The sequence below is a fragment of the Pseudomonas sp. 300 genome (assembly GCF_055803035.1).
In genome coordinates, this window is sequence record NZ_JAVLRV010000001.1 from 1,209,299 (window position 1) to 1,226,518 (window position 17,220).

The following is a 17,220-nucleotide window of genomic DNA, read 5'->3' on the forward strand; positions in this document are numbered from 1 at the left end:
TATAAATGAAACACCGCCCTCGGCTATACTCCCCAGCATTTGAAATAGCCCCGAGGACTGACTGTGAAGAACTGGACGTTGCGCCAACGCATTTTGGCGAGCTTTGCGGTGATCATCGCTATCATGCTGCTGATGGTCGTCGTCTCGTATTCGCGGCTGTTGAAGATCGAATCCAGCGAAGCCAGCGTGCGTGATGACGCGTTGCCCGGTTTGTATTACAGCTCCATGGTGCGTAGCGCCTGGGTAGACACTTACCTGCAAATCCAGGAAATGCTCGGCTTGAAAGAAGGGCAGGGTTTTAGCGCTGAAGAGGCCGAAAAATTCAAAACCTTTCAAGCGCGCCTGCAAGAGCAGATGACCAGATATCAGGAAACCGTGACGACCGAAGAAGACAAGGTCGAGTACGCCGTCTTTGAAAAGCTCCATGAGAACTACCACAAAGTCTTGGCCTCAGTGCTCGACCTGCACAAGCGTAATCAGGAGGTCGAAGCCATCAAGATGTTCAACGAGCAGCTGACCCCGGCCTGGACCGCAGGTCGCATGAAGCTAAATGACATCATTCGCGAAAACAAAGCGGTGGCAGATGTCGATGTTGCGAACATCGATGACGCCGTGCTCACCGCGAAAACCATCATGGGCATTTCCCTGCTGGTGGCTATATTGGCCGCCGGCCTCTGCGGCTTGTTGCTGATGCGCGCGATCATGGCGCCGATGAACCGCATCGTGCAGATCCTCGAAATCATGCGCACCGGTGATTTGAGCGGCCGCTTGAACCTGGAGCGCAAGGACGAATTCGGCGCCGTGGAAACCGGCTTCAACGACATGATGGCCGAGCTGACGTCGCTGGTGTCCCAGGCTCAGCGCTCGTCGGTTCAGGTCACGACTTCAGTCACCGAAATCGCGGCCACCTCCAAGCAACAACAAGCCACGGCCACTGAAACGGCCGCCACCACCACCGAAATCGGCGCCACTTCCCGTGAAATCGCCGCCACCTCGCGTGACTTGGTGCGGACAATGACCGAAGTCTCCACCGCCGCCGATCAGGCTTCGGTGCTGGCTGGCTCCGGGCAGCAAGGCCTGGCGCGCATGGAAGACACCATGCATTCGGTGATGGGTGCAGCCGATCTGGTCAACGCCAAACTGGCGATCCTCAACGAGAAGGCCGGCAACATCAATCAGGTGGTGGTGACCATCGTCAAGGTGGCGGACCAGACCAACCTGCTGTCCCTGAACGCTGCTATTGAAGCCGAGAAAGCCGGTGAATACGGCCGCGGCTTTGCCGTGGTCGCCACCGAAGTACGGCGTCTGGCGGACCAGACCGCCGTGGCCACTTACGACATCGAGCAGATGGTGCGCGAGATCCAGTCGGCGGTGTCGGCGGGGGTCATGGGCATGGACAAATTCTCCGAAGAAGTGCGCCGCGGCATGTCCGAGGTGCAGCAGGTCGGCGAGCAGCTGTCGCAGATTATCCATCAGGTTCAGGCACTGGCGCCGCGGGTGTTGATGGTCAACGAAGGCATGCAGGCCCAGGCCACCGGTGCCGAACAGATCAACCACGCGCTGGTGCAGTTGGGCGATGCCAGCAGCCAGACTGTCGAGTCCCTGCGCCAGGCCAGTTTTGCCATCGACGAACTGAGCCAGGTGGCCGTCGGGCTGCGTAGCGGCGTTTCGCGATTCAAAGTCTGATGGGCGAACTCACGGCCAAACGCGCCGCCGTGAAGCCGGCGATGCAGGCGTTGTTTCTGCTGTTTCGCATCGGCAGCGAGCGCTATGCCCTGCAAGCGATCGAGGTGGCGGAAGTGCTGCCGCGTCTGCCGTTGAAGCCGATCCCCCGCGCGCCGGACTGGGTCGCCGGGGTGTTCGCCTATCGCGGCGCGGTGGTGCCCGTCATCGACCTCAGTGCGCTGACGTTCGGTTTACCGGCTCAGGCCCGCACCAGCACGCGCCTGGTACTGGTCAATTACCGTCCGGATGAAACCCATGAAGCGCAGTTGCTCGGGCTGATCCTGGAACAGGCGACCGACACGCTGCGCTGTAACCCGGCGGATTTTCAGCCTTATGGCCTCGACAATCGTCAGGCGCCTTACCTCGGACCTGTTCGTGAAGATGCGCAAGGATTGCTGCAATGGGTGCGTGTCGCCGACCTGCTGGATGAACAGGTTCGCGCACTGCTGTTTCCGTCACCGCCACTGGATCCGGCGTTGCTTGAGGAGCGGCCATGAACAGTGATCAGCGTTTTTTCGACTTTCTCAAAGAGCGCATCGGCCTCGACGTGACCTCGGTGGGCCCAGCGATCATCGAGCGCGCCGTACGCCAGCGCAGCACCGCATCTCGGTCGCAAACGGCCGATGAGTATTGGTACACCTTGCAGGGCTCGCAGGATGAGCAACAAGCGCTGATCGAAGCGGTGATCGTTCCCGAAACCTGGTTTTTCCGTTACCCGGAATCCTTTGCCACCCTGGCAAAACTGGCCGCCAAGCGCCTGACCGATATCAACAACATGCGCGCATTGCGGATTCTCAGCCTGCCGTGTTCCACCGGTGAAGAACCGTATTCCATCGCCATGGCCTTGCTCGATGCCGGGTTCAAGCCGCATCAGTTCAAAGTCGAAGGCATGGACGTCAGCCCGCTGTCGGTGGAAAAAGCCAAGCGTGCGCTGTACGGCAAGAACTCGTTTCGTGGCCAGGACATCGCCTTTCGTGAACGGCATTTCGTCGCTGAAAACGACGGGTATCGCCTTAGCGAACGCGTGCTGGAACAGGTGCGTTTGCAGGTCGGCAATCTGCTGGATCCGGCGTTGCTGGCCAACGAACCACCGTATGACTTCGTGTTCTGCCGCAACCTGCTGATCTATTTCGATCAGCCCACCCAGCAGCAAGTGTTTGAAGTACTCAAGCGTCTGACCCATGTCGACGGCGTGCTGTTTATCGGCCCCGCCGAGGGCAGTTTGCTGGGGCGCTTGGGTATGCGTTCGATCGGTATAGCGCAGTCATTTGCGTTCAGTCGCCAGAGCGCGCCCGAGCCCGAGCCTTTTCCAGCCTTCGTACCGACGCCATTGCCACTGCGCCAACCAGCGCGCAGCGTCACGCCGCCGCCCGTGCGCCAGCGGCCCTTCGCGACGGTGACGCCGCTGCCGGTGGCGACAAAAGCCGCCAACCCCGACGCCGCCACGTTGCTGGCAAACATCGCCGCACTGGCCAACGAAGGCAAAAGCGCCGAGGCCCGCGCCGCGTGCGAAAGCTATTTGCGCAGCCATGAACCGGTGGCCCAGGTATTTTACTGGCTTGGATTGCTCAGCGATGTCGCCGGCAGCGCTTTTGAAGCCCAGGGGTTTTATCGCAAGGCGTTGTACCTCGAACCGCAACATCCCGACGCGTTGATGCACCTGGCGGCCTTGCTGCAATCCCAGGGCGACACGGCGGGCGCCAAACGATTGCAGGACCGCGCCGCCCGCAGCGAGCGCGCAGACAGTGAGCGCAAACGATGAATGTTGCCGACAGTTTTAGCCTCACCCATGAAGATGCGCAGGCCATCGACGATTGCTGGAACCGCATCGGTATCCACGGCGACAAGTCCTGCCCGCTGCTGATCGAACACATTCACTGTCGCAATTGTGCGGTGTACTCGGCGGCGGCTACGCGTTTGCTCGACCGTTATGCGTTGCAACAGGAAGACCGCGGGCAAGTCGGCGTCGCCGTCGAAAGCGAGGTGACAACCCGCTCGCTGCTGATGTTCCGCCTTGGCGAAGAGTGGTTGGGCCTGGCCACCCGCAGCCTGGTGGAAGTGGCACCGCTGCAAGCGATTCATTCCCTGCCGCACCAGCGCTCCCGGGCCTTGCTCGGCGTGGCGAATGTGCGCGGCGCTCTGGTGGCGTGCCTGTCGCTGGTGGAGCTGCTCGGGCTCGACGGCGCGAGCAGCGTGGCGTCCGGCGCGCGCGTGATGCCGCGCATGCTGATCATTGCTGCCCACGGCGGGCCGGTGGTGGTGCCGGTGGACGAAGTCGACGGGATCCATGCCATCGACGAGCGAGTCCTTGAGGCCGCATCGCGTTCCGGTACGCAGGCCAGCGCCAAATACACGCGGGGCGTGTTGCAATTCAAAGGTCGCAGCCTGCGTTGGCTGGATGAAGAACAGCTGCTGTCCGCCGTGACCCGGAGCCTCACATGACCCCCGAGCAAATGCGTGACGCCTCTTTGCTGGAGCTGTTCAGCCTCGAAGCCGAGGCCCAGACCCAAGTGCTCAGCGCCGGTCTGTTGGCGCTGGAGCGCGATCCGACTCAGGCCGATAACCTCGAATCGTGCATGCGCGCCGCGCACTCGCTCAAAGGCGCGGCGCGAATCGTCGGGGTCGATGCCGGCGTGAGCGTCGCGCACGTGATGGAAGATTGCCTGGCCGGCGCGCAGGAAGGGCGGCTTTATCTGCGACCCGAGCACATTGACGCGCTGCTGCAAGGCACCGATCTGCTGATGCGCATCGCGACGCCGAACAACGCTCCGACGCCCGTGGAGATCGATGCCTTTGTGGCGCTGATGGCGCATTTGCTGGACCCGCTGGCACTCGCCGCGCCGATCAGCACACCGATTGCGCCATTCATGGCCGAAGCCGAGCCAGTCGTCTCTGTCGTTGAGCTGCCCGTTGCGCAAGTCCAGCCGATCGCCGCAGTGCTCGAAGCGCCGGCCGCACCGACTACATCCCCGCGTAAAACCAAACGCACCACCGAAAACGGTGAGCGGGTCCTGCGGGTCACGGCCGAACGCTTGAACAGCCTGCTCGACTTGTCGAGTAAATCCCTGGTGGAAACCCTGCGGCTCAAACCGCACCTGGCCACCATGCAGCGCTTGAAACGCATGCAGAACAACGGCCTGCGCGCGCTGGAAAACCTCAACGTCCATCTCAAGGATCAGACCTTGAGCCTGGAAGCCCAGGAAGCCCTCGACGATGCGCGGCGGTTGCTGGCGGAATCCCAGCAATTGCTGGTGGAAAAAAACGCCGAACTGGACGAGTTCGCCTGGCAGGCCAGTCAACGTGCACAAGTGCTGTACGACACCGCGCTGGCCTGCCGCATGCGGCCGTTTGCCGATGTGCTGAGCGGGCAAGCGCGCATGGTCCGCGACCTCGGCCGTGATTTGGGCAAGCAGGTACGGCTGGAGATCGAGGGCGAGAAAACCCAGGTCGATCGCGACGTCCTGGAAAAACTCGAAGCGCCGCTGACGCACCTGTTGCGCAACGCCGTCGATCACGGCATCGAATCCCCGGAACAACGGCTGCTGGCCGGTAAACCGGAAGAAGGTTTGATCCGCCTGCGCGCCTCGCATCAGGCTGGTTTGCTGGTGCTGGAACTGAGCGATGACGGCAACGGCGTCGACCTGGAAAAGGTCCGCCGCAGCATCATCGAACGTCAGCTGTCGCCGGCCGACACCGCTGTGCAGTTGAGTGAAGAGGAGCTGCTGACGTTCCTGTTCCTGCCGGGTTTCAGCCTGCGCGACAAAGTCACTGAAGTCTCGGGGCGCGGCGTTGGCCTCGACGCGGTTCAGCACATGGTCCGCCAGTTGCGCGGCGCAGTGGTGCTGGAACAGACGGCGGGCGAGGGCAGCCGCTTCCACCTCGAAGTGCCGCTGACGCTGTCGGTGGTGCGCAGCCTGGTGGTGGAGGTCGGCGAAGAGGCGTATGCGTTTCCGCTGGCCCACATCGAGCGCATGTGCGACCTGGAGCCGGCGGACATCGTGCAGGTCGAAGGCCGTCAGCATTTCTGGTACGAAGGTCGGCATGTCGGGTTGGTCGCGGCCAGCCAATTGCTCCAGCGTCCGGCGAGCGCGAACAGTCAGCAAACCCTCAAGGTCGTGGTCATCCGCGAGCGCGATGCGATCTACGGCGTGGCCGTCGAACGGTTCATTGGAGAGCGCACGCTGGTGGTCTTGCCGCTGGACGAGCGTCTGGGCAAAGTGCAGGACATCTCCGCCGGCGCGCTGCTCGACGACGGTTCGGTGGTGCTGATCGTCGATGTCGAAGACATGTTGAGGTCGGTGGACAAACTGCTCAACACCGGACGTCTGGAGCGGATTTCCCGCCACAGTAATCAGGCGGCCGAAGTGGCGCGCAAGCGAATTCTGGTGGTCGACGATTCGCTGACCGTCCGCGAGTTGCAGCGCAAGTTGCTGCTCAATCGTGGCTACGACGTGGCCGTGGCGGTGGACGGGATGGATGGCTGGAATGCCCTGCGTTCGGAGGATTTCGATCTGCTGATCACCGACATCGACATGCCGCGCATGGACGGCATCGAACTGGTGTCTTTATTGCGCCGGGACAATCGATTGCAATCGCTTCCGGTTATGGTGGTTTCCTACAAGGATCGCGAGGAAGACCGTCGTCGTGGACTGGACGCCGGAGCCGACTATTATCTAGCCAAAGCCAGTTTTCATGACGACGCCCTGCTTGATGCAGTGGTTGAGCTCATAGGAGGAGCGCGGGCATGAAAATCGCAATCGTCAACGATATGCCCATGGCCGTGGAGGCTTTGCGCCGCGCCTTGGCGTTTGAGCCTGCGCACGAGGTGATCTGGGTCGCCAGTAACGGCGCCGAGGCGGTGCAACGTTGCGTGGAAAACACCCCGGACCTGATCCTGATGGACCTGATCATGCCGGTGATGGATGGCGTCGAGGCAACACGGCGAATCATGGCCGAGACGCCGTGCGCCATCGTCATCGTCACGGTCGACCGCCAACAGAACGTACACCGGGTGTTCGAAGCGATGGGCCACGGCGCTTTGGACGTGGTCGATACGCCGGCAATCGGTGCCGGCAATGCCCAGGAAGCGGCGGCGCCGTTACTGCGCAAAATCCTCAACATCGGTTGGCTGATCGGCGACAAGGGCAATCGCGTGCGCCCCGCGCCCGCCCCGTTGCGCAACGCCGGTTCCCGGCAAAAACTGATCGCCATCGGTTCCTCCGCGGGCGGGCCGGCGGCCCTGGAAATACTGCTCAAGGGCCTGCCGCGAGATTTCCCCGCCGCCATTGTGTTGGTCCAGCACGTTGACCAGGTGTTCGCCACTGGCATGGCCGAATGGCTCAGCAGCGCCAGCGGCCTGAACGTGCGCCTGGCGCAGGAAGGCGAGCCACCGCAGGCCGGCACCGTGCTGCTGGCCGGCACCAACCACCATATTCGCTTGTTGAAGAACGGCACGCTGGCGTACACCGCCGAGCCGGTCAACGAGATCTATCGGCCCTCGATCGATGTGTTTTTCGAGAGCGTGGCCAGTTACTGGAATGGCGATGCCGTGGGGGTTTTATTGACCGGCATGGGGCGCGATGGCGCGCAGGGGCTTAAACTCATGCGTCAACAGGGCTACCTGACCATCGCTCAGGACCAACAAAGCAGCGCGGTGTATGGCATGCCGAAAGCGGCAGCGGCCATCGACGCGGCTGCAGAGATTCGCCCGCTGGAAAAGATAGCGCCACGATTGCTGGAGATTTTCGCCAAATGACTACACTTTGCAGCAATCCTGGTCCAGGCAGTACTCAGGTGACCGCACATGACTGACTTACAGCTCGACGGCTTCAAAACCGACGAAAACGCCGCGATGGTGTTATTGGTGGACGATCAGGCGATGATCGGCGAAGCGGTGCGCCGCGGGTTGTCGAATGAAGAAAACATCGACTTCCACTTCTGCGCCGACCCGCATCAGGCGATTGCCCAGGCGATCCGGATCAAACCGACGGTGATCCTGCAGGATCTGGTCATGCCCGGTCTCGACGGCCTGAGCCTGGTGCGTGAATACCGCAATCACCCGGCCACCAAGGATATTCCGATCATTGTGCTGTCGACCAAGGAAGACCCGCTGATCAAAAGCGCGGCGTTCGCGGCCGGGGCCAATGATTACCTGGTGAAGCTGCCGGACAACATAGAACTGGTGGCGCGCATCCGCTATCACTCGCGTTCCTACATGACCCTGCTGCAGCGTGATGCGGCGTACCGCGCGTTGCGGGTCAGCCAGCAGCAATTGCTCGACACCAATCTGGTGCTGCAACGGCTGATGAACTCCGACGGCCTGACCGGGTTGTCGAACCGTCGTCACTTCGACGAGTACCTGGAACTGGAATGGCGACGTTCGTTGCGCGACCAGAGCCAACTGTCGTTGCTGATGATCGATGTGGACTACTTCAAGTCTTATAACGACAACTTTGGCCACCTCGAAGGCGACGAAGCCCTGCGCAAGGTCGCCACGGCCATCCGTGACGCCAGCGCCCGGCCTTCCGACCTGCCGGCCCGTTACGGCGGCGAAGAGTTCGCCCTGGTTCTGCCGAATACATCACCGGGCGGCGCACGACTGGTGGCGGAAAAACTGCGCCAGACTGTGGCGGCGCTGAAAATTCCGCACATTTCACCGACCGAAGGCTCGAGCCTGACCATTAGCATCGGCCTCTCGACCATGACCCCGCAACCGGGCGCCGATTGCCGGCAACTGATCTCGGCGGCGGACAAGGGGCTGTATCTGGCGAAGAACAATGGGCGCAATCAGGTGGGGATCGAGTAGGCGTCATTGCCAGCAAGCGGGCTCCTACAGTTGATCGATGTGCGTTTGCGAATGCGCTACCGCGGCGCCGTTTCGAAAACGCACCGGGCCTTTTCGGCCAAGCGGGCTGCCGTTTACGGACGTTTGCCGTTATACTCGCCGGCTTTCAAAAGTTCGCCAACGAGTGCTGCCCGCCATGGAAATCAACCCGATCCTTAACAGTATCAAGGACCTGTCCGAGCGCTCCGAAACTATTCGGGGGTATCTTTGACTACGATCAAAAGCATGAGCGTCTGACTGAAGTCAATCGCGAGCTTGAAGATCCGTCTGTCTGGAACAACCCGTCGTACGCTCAGGAACTGGGCCGCGAGCGGTCCCTGCTGGCTCAGATCGTCGAAACCCTCGACGAAATGCACTCCGGCCTGGCCGACGCCAAAGACCTGCTGCTGATGTCAGCAGAGGAAGAAGACCAGGCCGCCGTCGATGACGTCGCCGCTGAAGTCGAGCGCCTGCGCGAGTCGCTGGAAAAACTCGAATTCCGTCGCATGTTCAGCGGTGAAATGGACGCCAACAACGCCTACCTGGACATCCAGGCCGGCTCCGGCGGCACCGAGGCCCAGGACTGGGCCAACATCCTGCTGCGCATGTACTTGCGCTGGGCCGACAAACGCGGTTTCGACGCGACCATCATGGAACTGTCGGCCGGTGAAGTCGCCGGGATCAAAGGCGCCACCGTGCACATCAAGGGCGAATACGCCTTCGGCTGGCTGCGTACCGAAATCGGCGTGCACCGTCTGGTGCGCAAGAGCCCGTTCGACTCCGGCAACCGTCGTCACACCTCGTTCTCGGCCGTGTTCGTGTCGCCGGAAATCGATGACAACATCGAAATCGACATCAACCCGTCGGACCTGCGCATCGACACCTACCGCTCCTCCGGTGCCGGTGGTCAGCACGTAAACACCACCGACTCGGCCGTACGGATTACCCACGTACCGTCCAACACCGTGGTCAGCTGCCAGAACGAACGCTCCCAGCACGCCAACAAAGACACCGCGATGAAAATGTTGCGGGCGCGCTTGTACGAGCAGGAAGTGCAGAAACGCAACGCTGCCTCGCAAGCCCTGGAAGACACCAAGTCGGACATCGGCTGGGGTCACCAGATTCGCTCCTACGTACTCGATGCGTCGCGAATCAAGGATTTGCGCACTAACATCGAACGCAGCGACTGCGACAAAGTGCTCGACGGCGACATCGACGAATACCTGGTAGCGAGCCTGAAACAAGGCCTGTAACACCGCCCCCTGTAGGAGCTCGGGGGGACGCCTAGTCCTTGCTGAGCGATCCCCGGCCACAGGCCGGGGACAATGAACCTGATGGAATACTTAAAGACATGAGCGACCTAGAACTCGACCCGCAAGCCCTGCAACAGGAAGAAAACTCCCTGATCGCCCTGCGCAAGGAAAAGCTGGCCGCCGAGCGCGCCAAGGGCAATGCCTTCCCGAACGACTTCCGCCGCGACAACTACTGCGAAGACTTGCAGAAACAGTACGCGGACAAGACCAAGGAAGAGCTCGCAGAGGCTGCAATCCCGGTCAAGGTTGCCGGTCGCATCATGCTTAACCGTGGCTCGTTCATGGTGATCCAGGACATGTCCGGTCGCATCCAGGTTTACGTCAATCGTAAAACCCTGTCCGAAGAAACCCTGGCCGCGGTGAAAACCTGGGACCTGGGCGACATCATTGCCGCCGAAGGCACCCTGGCCCGTTCCGGCAAGGGCGACCTGTACGTAGAAATGACCAACGTACGCCTGCTGACCAAATCCCTGCGCCCGCTGCCTGACAAGCACCATGGCCTGTCAGACACCGAGCAGCGCTATCGCCAGCGTTACGTTGACCTGATCGTCAACGAAGACGTGCGCCAGACTTTCCGCGTTCGTTCGCAAGTGATTGCGCACATCCGCAGCTTCCTGATGAAGCGCGACTTCCTTGAAGTCGAAACGCCGATGCTGCAAACCATTCCCGGTGGCGCGGCGGCCAAGCCGTTCGAGACTCACCACAACGCGCTGGACATGGAAATGTTCCTGCGTATCGCGCCTGAGCTGTACCTCAAGCGTCTGGTTGTCGGCGGTTTCGAGAAAGTGTTCGAGATCAACCGCAACTTCCGTAACGAAGGCGTTTCGACGCGTCACAACCCTGAATTCACCATGTTGGAGTTCTACCAGGCGTACGCCGACTACGAAGACAACATGGACCTGACCGAAGAACTGTTCCGTGAACTGGCGCAGCTGGTGCTGGGCAGCACCGACGTGCCGTACGGCGAAAAAGTGTTCCACTTCGGCGAACCGTTCGTGCGTCTGTCGGTGTTCGACTCGATCCTCAAGTACAACCCTGAGCTGACTGCCGATGATCTGAATGACATCGACAAGGCCCGCGCCATCGCCAAGAAAGCCGGCGCCAAGGTGCTGGGCTTCGAAGGCCTGGGTAAATTGCAGGTGATGATTTTCGAAGAGCTGGTCGAGCACAAGCTGGAGCAGCCGCACTTCATCACCCAGTACCCGTTCGAAGTGTCGCCGCTGGCCCGTCGTAACGACGACAACCCGAACGTCACCGACCGTTTCGAACTGTTCATCGGTGGCCGTGAAATCGCCAACGCTTACTCCGAGTTGAACGACGCGGAAGACCAGGCCGAGCGTTTCATGGCGCAGGTGGCCGACAAGGACGCCGGCGACGATGAAGCCATGCACTACGACGCCGACTTCGTTCGTGCGCTGGAGTACGGCATGCCGCCAACGGCCGGTGAAGGCATCGGCATCGACCGTCTGGTGATGCTGCTGACCAACTCCCCGTCGATCCGCGACGTGATCCTGTTCCCGCACATGCGGCCGCAAGCGTAAATGTTTCAAACAAAAAGCCGCCTATAACAGGCGGCTTTTTATTGCCTGTCTGGTACAAACGTATCAATTGGTTACTTTTGAAGTGAGAGAGGAATTCCTGTCGTGAACCGTGCAATGGCTCAAGAAGGTGCAGCGGGTATCGCCACTGCGGTCGCTGAAAGTGTTCAGTACCAGGGTCGCAAGGCCAGCCGTCAGGGCAGCGAACAGCGGCGACAGGACATTCTCGATGCGGCGATGCGCATCGTCGTGCGCGATGGCGTGCGGGCCGTGCGTCACCGTGCGGTTGCCGCGGAAGCCGCTGTGCCGTTGTCGGCCACCACCTACTATTTCAAGGACATCGATGACTTGCTCACCGATACCTTCGCCCAATACGTGGAACGCAGCGCGGCGTTCATGGCCAAGTTGTGGGTGAACAATGAAGGCTTGCTGCGCGAGATGGTCGTCAGCGGCGACGGCAGTCCCGAGTCACGCTCGCAACTGGCGGACGACATCGCGAGGTTGATGGCGGACTATGTCCATCGGCAATTGATCAACCGCCGCGAACATTTGATGGCCGAGCAAGCGTTCCGTCAGGAAGCGTTGCTTAACCCCCGCCTGGCGGAGTTGGTGCGCTCGCATCAGCAAATTCTCCTGCAGGGTACGTGTCAGCTTTTCCAGGTTTTGGGTTCCCGTGAACCCCAACAAGATGCCAAAGTGTTGACGGCGATTATCGGACGGATGGAATATCAGGGCCTGCTCAACGAAGCCGGGCCTGACGCCGAAGCTGAAATGCTCGGTATCCTGACGCGGTACATGCATCTGGTGTTGGCGTCGGTGTAAGCCTTTGATGGCGCTTTACCCTGTGGGAGCAAGCTCGCTCCCACAGGGTTAGTGGCCACTTGAGGTCGGTGTTTGTTCATAGGGAGTGTTGAATGAAAGCCTGGCGTGTCGTTGTGATCGCCTTGTCGTTCCTGCTGCTCAGTGGCTGTCTGGTGACCTTCAGGGAGCCATTGCCCACGAGCGACCCCGCGCCCAAAGGATTACTCGGCAAATGGACCAGCACCAACGCCTGGGGCGAGCCGGTGAATCTGGAACTGACGCGCATCGGCGACAATCGCTATCAGGCGGTCAGCTACTTCAAGGCCAAACCCAAGGAACGCGAAGCCTATCCCTTCACCGTCTCGCGCCATGGCAACCGCTGGTACCTGTCGGCGAAGGTGCCGGCGCAATTCGGCGGGCATTTCACCATTGCCGGGTTCGAACTCACCGACAAGCATGAACTGGTGGTCTACAACCTCGATCTCGAGCAGATCAATCAGGCCCTGGGGCAGAAAGTCCTCAGCGGCGAAGGCTTCCAGACCGACGACGGCGACGGCGTGCTGATCGACACTCAAATGGACCAGGTCTTCGCCTGGCTTGACGATCCGGCCAATTCCGATGTGTTCGTCGAGGCCGTGCGTTATCAGCGCCTGGCCAAAGCCAAATAAACCCAGCACATAACGGTTTTTCTACAGGAGTTTCGGGTGGACGATTACCAGCAGACGATACGCATGTTGTCCGATCGCATTGTGCTGGCGCAGACGCCGATTCGCGTCCTGGATGCAGTGAAGTGGGACGAGAGCATTCGTAAGGGGTTCCTCAAGGCCAAGGGCAAGGAAATGCCGGCGGTGGACCGCGATTACTACCTGAACCGACCGCTGTCCTTCGACTCCAGCAAAGTGAAACTGGAATTCCAGAACATCGAGCGTGACATCACCCGCCAGCTCGGTCAGTTCAACCCGGTCGGCCAGATCATGCGCCGCATGTGCAAGGAATACCGGATGGTGGTGCGCATGCTTGAAGCGCGCGGCACCGAGGATTTCGGCCTGATTTCCCAGGAGCTGTACGGCGCGGCGTCCGACGCGTTTCACGCCGGTGACCCGACCCTGTCAGACCTTGGCCTGATGCTCTCCGATTATCTGAATAACATCGATGGCCGTGGTGACCTGAAGGACGAACCGAAAATCCTCACCGCCAAGGACGCCGTGCATTTATTGCAAACCCGGCTGAGCAAAGTGTTTGGCGAGGCCGAGGAAACCATTCGGGTGTTCGAGTCCGACGGCATCGTCGCCGATGCGGCAGCGGGCGCCGACTACATCAAGATCCGCACCGACGCGATGTTCAACGAGCGTGACGTGCGTGCCCTGGAAGTCCATGAAGGGCTGGTGCACGTGGGCACCACGCTCAACGGTTTGAACCAGCCGATCTGCACCTTCCTGTCCAAAGGGCCTCCCTCGTCGACCGTGACCCAGGAAGGGCTGGCGATCCTGATGGAAATCATCACCTTCGCCTCTTACCCGAGCCGCCTGCGCAAACTGACCAACCGTACCCGCGCCATTCACATGGTGGAGGAGGGTGCGGACTTCCTGCAGATCTTCGAGTTTTTCCGCGAGCAGGGCTTTGAAATGGCGGAAAGCTACGGCAACGCCAGTCGGGTTTTCCGTGGTTCGGTACCCAACGGTCTGCCATTTACCAAAGACTTGTCCTACCTCAAGGGCTTTATCATGGTTTACAACTACATTCAGTTGGCCGTGCGTAAAGGCAAGCTTGAGCAAGTGCCGCTGCTGTTTTGCGGTAAGACCACGCTGGAAGACATGCGCACGTTGCGCCAGTTGGTCGATGAAGGATTGGTGGTGCCACCCAAGTATTTGCCGGAGCAGTTCCGCGACATGAATGCGTTGTCGGCGTGGATGTGCTTCTCCAACTTCTTGAACCACCTGAGCCTGGACCGGATCGAAGCGGATTACTCCAATATTTTGTGACGATAATGCAATCTACTGTGGGAGCGAGCCTGCTCGCGATAGCGGCCTGACATTCAACATTGATGTTGCCTGATACACCGCTATCGCGAGCAGGCTCGCTCCCACAGGGGAAAGGTGTATTTCCACCCAAATTTTCGCGGGGTTTCAACGGATGAGAATCCTCGGCATCCTCTGCCTTCTCCTGACCCTCGGCGGTTGCAGCTCCTTGCTGTTCTACCCCGAGCCCGGCCAGTTGTTCACCCCGGAAAAAGCCAAACTCGAATACCGTGACGTGACCCTGGTCACCGCTGATGGCCTCAAGCTGCACGGCTGGTGGCTGCCGGCGAAGAAAGGCATCGAGGTCAAAGGCACGGTGCTGCACCTGCACGGCAACGGCGGCAATCTGCCCATGCATCTGGGCGGCAGCTGGTGGTTGCCGGAAGAGGGCTATCAAGTGCTGCTGATCGATTATCGCGGCTACGGTTTGTCCGAAGGCGAACCGAGTTTGCCGGCGATTTATCAGGACATCGACGCCGCATTCAAGTGGCTCGACCAGGCGCCGGAAGTCAAAGGCAAACCGCTGATCCTGCTCGGCCAAAGCCTCGGTGGCTCAATGGCCGTGCATTACCTGGTTCAACACCCCGAACGCCAGAAGCAACTCAAGGCTTTTGTCCTCGACGGAGTGCCCGCCAGTTATCGCAGCATCGGCCAGTTCGCCCTCAGCAATTCCTGGTTGACCTGGGCGTTCCAGGTGCCGCTTTCGTGGCTGGTGCCGGACGGTGACAGCGCTATCCACTCGATGGCGCAGCTCAACGGCGTGCCGAAACTGATCTATCACAGCATCGACGATCCGATCGTGCCTCTTTCCAACGGCATCCGTCTGTATCAAGCTGCGCCGCCGCCGCGGGTGCTGCAACTGACCCGTGGCGGTCATGTGCAGACGTTCGCCGACCCGGTCTGGCGCAAAGTCATGCTGCGATACCTTGAAGATCCGCAGCATTTCAACGGCCTGCGCCGCCTGGGTGAAATCCCCAACTACCCGGCACCCCCGAATTCAGAAGATGAACTACCAGAGAGCCCGCAATGAGTGAAGAACGTAACGCCATCCCGCTGATCATCACCGGTATTTGCAGCATCCTCGGCACCGTCGCCGCCCTGTGGTGGTACGGTTACCTGCACTTCGCCAAACCCGAGGACGCGCTGCTGCTGAGCGAATTCACCATGCTCAAGACCGTGCCGGGCGAGGATTACAAAGTCTCCCTGGAGCCGGCCCCGCAAGTCGCGCAGTGCATCGATGGCGTGCTGGTGATGTTCGACACCGAGCAGAAAGGCCTGAGCGGCGTATTGGTCAACAACAAGAAAAAAGCCGTGCGCTGCATAGGCCAGGAAACCCCGCAGAAGCTGGAGCAGTAACTGCAGGAGCCGACTTGCCGACGATGAACGATAACGCGGTGTTCCGCCAAACCGCGAAAACAAAAAGCCCCGCCTGATCAGATCAGGCGGGGCTTTTGCGTTGCGGCGTGAAGCTTAGTTCGAGCTAACCGCCGAACGCGGGATCACCGGCTGGTTGTCGTTGGAAATGGTCACTTCCACGCGACGGTTCATCGCCCGGCCTGAGGTGCTGGAGTTTTCAGCAACCGGGTATTCCTTGCCATAACCCTGGGCAACGATGCGCGCCGGATCAACGCCCATTTTCACCAGTGCCGTGCGCACGGAACCGGCGCGACGCTCGGACAGCGACTGGTTGTGCGACGCCGTGCCGGTGCTGTCGGTGTAGCCTTCGACGATCACCTTGCGGTCCGGGTTTTCCTGAAGAAATTGCGCCAGTTTGTTGATGTTCACCAGGCCGCTGGATTTCAGATCGGCACGGTCAGTGGCAAACAGCACATCACCGAAGGTCACCAGCGTCCCGCGATCGGTCTGCTTGGCGTTCAGGCTGTCCTGCAGCTGCTTGATCTGCTGATCGCGAGCATCGAGACGCGCCTGGGCACGTTGCGCGGCAGCGTTTTTCAAATTGGCTTCAGCGGTGCGCAGGGCGATGGTCTGCTTCGCCACTTCAACCCGCTGATTGGTCAGGTAGGCCAGTTGATCGACCGTATGCTCGTCCTGCTTGTCCATATAAGCCTTGTCGGCCTTGTCCAGGTAATCGCTGGCGTCCTTGGTTTCCAGCGCGGCGACTTTGCTCGCCTGCGGGTTGGCTTGCAGGCCGCTGTAGTTGGTGCGGGCCTGTTCAAGGTTCGCGTTAGGCGGCGTGGAGCAGGCAGCCAGTGCAACGCTTGCGGCCAGCAGGGCAGGGATCATCAATTGTTTGCGATTCATGGTTTCGTCCTTTTAAGTCGAGAAAGAAGTACGTCGTGGCGGCGCTTATTGCACGGTGCGCTGGCTTTCCTGACGCAGTTCCTGAACCCCTTTCTGAGAGTCCTTCACCGCCTGTTCGGCTTTGATCGCCTGGGCTTTGCGTTCGGCTACGCGTGCGTCCCACTCGGCCTGTTCGGCGAGCATTCGGGCTTCGTCGTACTTTTTGTCGTGCATGGCGATTTCGGCTTGTTTGAGCTTGTCCTGAGCGGACTTCATCTCAACCGCCGAGAATTCGGTACCGCCGGCGCTGACGGCGCTGTTCACCGCCGATTGGGTCACGGCGTATTGCTCGGTCGGCGGGTTACCGGCGCAACCGGCCAGAACCAGGCTGCTGCCGATGGCCAGGGCGGCCAGTTTCAGGCTGCGCAGGGGGGTGGACGAGGATTTGGCGGTGCTGATCTTCATGGTCTTCAACTCCATTGGAATAACTCCTGAAAAACAAAAAATCCATCCTGGGCAAGGAGCCGCAACCATCAATTTTCGAAGCATTTTGAAACGGCCGTCCCAGGCGTGGTTACTGGTTACGACCCGAGGCATTTTTTAAAAGTTCAGAGAAGATGGCCTATCGCCGGAAAAAACTTTGACCGAATGGACAAGGCTCTAAATAGGGAACTTTGGCGATGTGTAGCGGTATTCCCGGGCTTTTCCAGGCCCGGGAATAGGCATTTGTTGAAGGCGACTGCAACCCCTGTGGGAGCGAG

General features: G+C 60.3%; 16 protein-coding genes. 14 read left to right on the forward strand and 2 right to left on the reverse strand.

What is annotated here, in order from left to right:
* The first annotated feature begins 63 nt into the window (after positions 1-63).
* From Q7W83_RS05540 to Q7W83_RS05605, 14 genes are all read left to right on the forward strand, one after another.
* Complete coding sequence (locus Q7W83_RS05540; RefSeq protein ID WP_473655766.1) at positions 64-1,686, forward strand: methyl-accepting chemotaxis protein; 1,623 nt, start codon at positions 64-66, stop codon at positions 1,684-1,686.
* Entirely contained in the window at positions 1,686-2,222 is a 537-nt protein-coding gene (locus Q7W83_RS05545) for a chemotaxis protein CheW (RefSeq protein WP_150630858.1), read from the forward strand. The genes Q7W83_RS05540 and Q7W83_RS05545 overlap by 1 nt, the downstream gene beginning before the upstream one ends.
* On the forward strand, positions 2,219-3,487 hold the full coding sequence (locus Q7W83_RS05550; protein ID WP_150630857.1) for a CheR family methyltransferase: 1,269 nt from the start codon (positions 2,219-2,221) through the stop codon (positions 3,485-3,487). The genes Q7W83_RS05545 and Q7W83_RS05550 overlap by 4 nt, the downstream gene beginning before the upstream one ends.
* The gene (locus Q7W83_RS05555; RefSeq protein ID WP_150630856.1) at positions 3,484-4,167 is read left to right on the forward strand and encodes a chemotaxis protein CheW; all 684 of its coding nucleotides are present in this window, start codon (positions 3,484-3,486) and stop codon (positions 4,165-4,167) included. The genes Q7W83_RS05550 and Q7W83_RS05555 overlap by 4 nt, the downstream gene beginning before the upstream one ends.
* Positions 4,164-6,473, forward strand: a complete 2,310-nt coding sequence (locus tag Q7W83_RS05560; protein WP_473655767.1) for a response regulator — start codon at positions 4,164-4,166, stop codon at positions 6,471-6,473. Before Q7W83_RS05555 ends, Q7W83_RS05560 begins: the two co-directional genes overlap by 4 nt.
* A complete protein-coding gene (gene cheB / locus Q7W83_RS05565; protein WP_150630854.1) occupies positions 6,470-7,480 on the forward strand; it encodes a chemotaxis response regulator protein-glutamate methylesterase in 1,011 nt (336 codons plus the stop codon). The genes Q7W83_RS05560 and cheB overlap by 4 nt, the downstream gene beginning before the upstream one ends.
* A 48-nt stretch (positions 7,481-7,528) precedes the next feature.
* Positions 7,529-8,530, forward strand: coding sequence for a response regulator (locus Q7W83_RS05570; RefSeq protein WP_150630853.1), 1,002 nt, complete (start codon positions 7,529-7,531; stop codon positions 8,528-8,530).
* 175 nt (positions 8,531-8,705) lie between these two features.
* Positions 8,706-9,801 (forward strand): peptide chain release factor 2 gene (gene prfB, locus Q7W83_RS05575; RefSeq protein ID WP_150630852.1). Its coding sequence is split into 2 segments (ribosomal slippage): positions 8,706-8,777 and positions 8,779-9,801, totalling 1,095 coding nucleotides; the frame shifts between segments, so codons are not numbered across the junction.
* 98 nt (positions 9,802-9,899) lie between these two features.
* Positions 9,900-11,402 (forward strand): lysine--tRNA ligase, encoded by a 1,503-nt coding sequence (gene lysS, locus Q7W83_RS05580; protein WP_150630851.1) that lies wholly within the window; start codon positions 9,900-9,902, stop codon positions 11,400-11,402.
* A 102-nt stretch (positions 11,403-11,504) separates the two neighbouring features.
* On the forward strand, positions 11,505-12,221 hold the full coding sequence (locus Q7W83_RS05585; RefSeq protein ID WP_191623656.1) for a TetR/AcrR family transcriptional regulator: 717 nt from the start codon (positions 11,505-11,507) through the stop codon (positions 12,219-12,221).
* A 92-nt stretch (positions 12,222-12,313) separates the two neighbouring features.
* A complete protein-coding gene (locus Q7W83_RS05590; protein WP_150653685.1) occupies positions 12,314-12,868 on the forward strand; it encodes a hypothetical protein in 555 nt (184 codons plus the stop codon).
* Positions 12,869-12,931: 63 nt separating this feature from the next.
* Positions 12,932-14,182, forward strand: coding sequence for a flavohemoglobin expression-modulating QEGLA motif protein (locus tag Q7W83_RS05595; RefSeq protein ID WP_191630131.1), 1,251 nt, complete (start codon positions 12,932-12,934; stop codon positions 14,180-14,182).
* Positions 14,183-14,333: 151 nt separating this feature from the next.
* Complete coding sequence (locus tag Q7W83_RS05600; RefSeq protein ID WP_473655768.1) at positions 14,334-15,248, forward strand: alpha/beta hydrolase; 915 nt, start codon at positions 14,334-14,336, stop codon at positions 15,246-15,248.
* Positions 15,245-15,574: a hypothetical protein gene (locus Q7W83_RS05605; RefSeq protein WP_473655769.1), complete on the forward strand. Its 330-nt coding sequence runs from the start codon at positions 15,245-15,247 to the stop codon at positions 15,572-15,574. Before Q7W83_RS05600 ends, Q7W83_RS05605 begins: the two co-directional genes overlap by 4 nt.
* 114 nt (positions 15,575-15,688) lie before the next feature.
* Here the strand turns inward: Q7W83_RS05605 and lptF are convergent, their stop codons facing one another.
* Positions 15,689-16,480, reverse strand: coding sequence for a lipotoxin F family OmpA-related lipoprotein LptF (lptF, locus tag Q7W83_RS05610; protein WP_150638920.1), 792 nt, complete (start codon positions 16,478-16,480; stop codon positions 15,689-15,691).
* 45 nt (positions 16,481-16,525) lie between these two features.
* Positions 16,526-16,939, reverse strand: coding sequence for a DUF4398 domain-containing protein (locus Q7W83_RS05615; protein WP_150630844.1), 414 nt, complete (start codon positions 16,937-16,939; stop codon positions 16,526-16,528).
* Between the last annotated feature and the right edge of the window lie 281 nt (positions 16,940-17,220).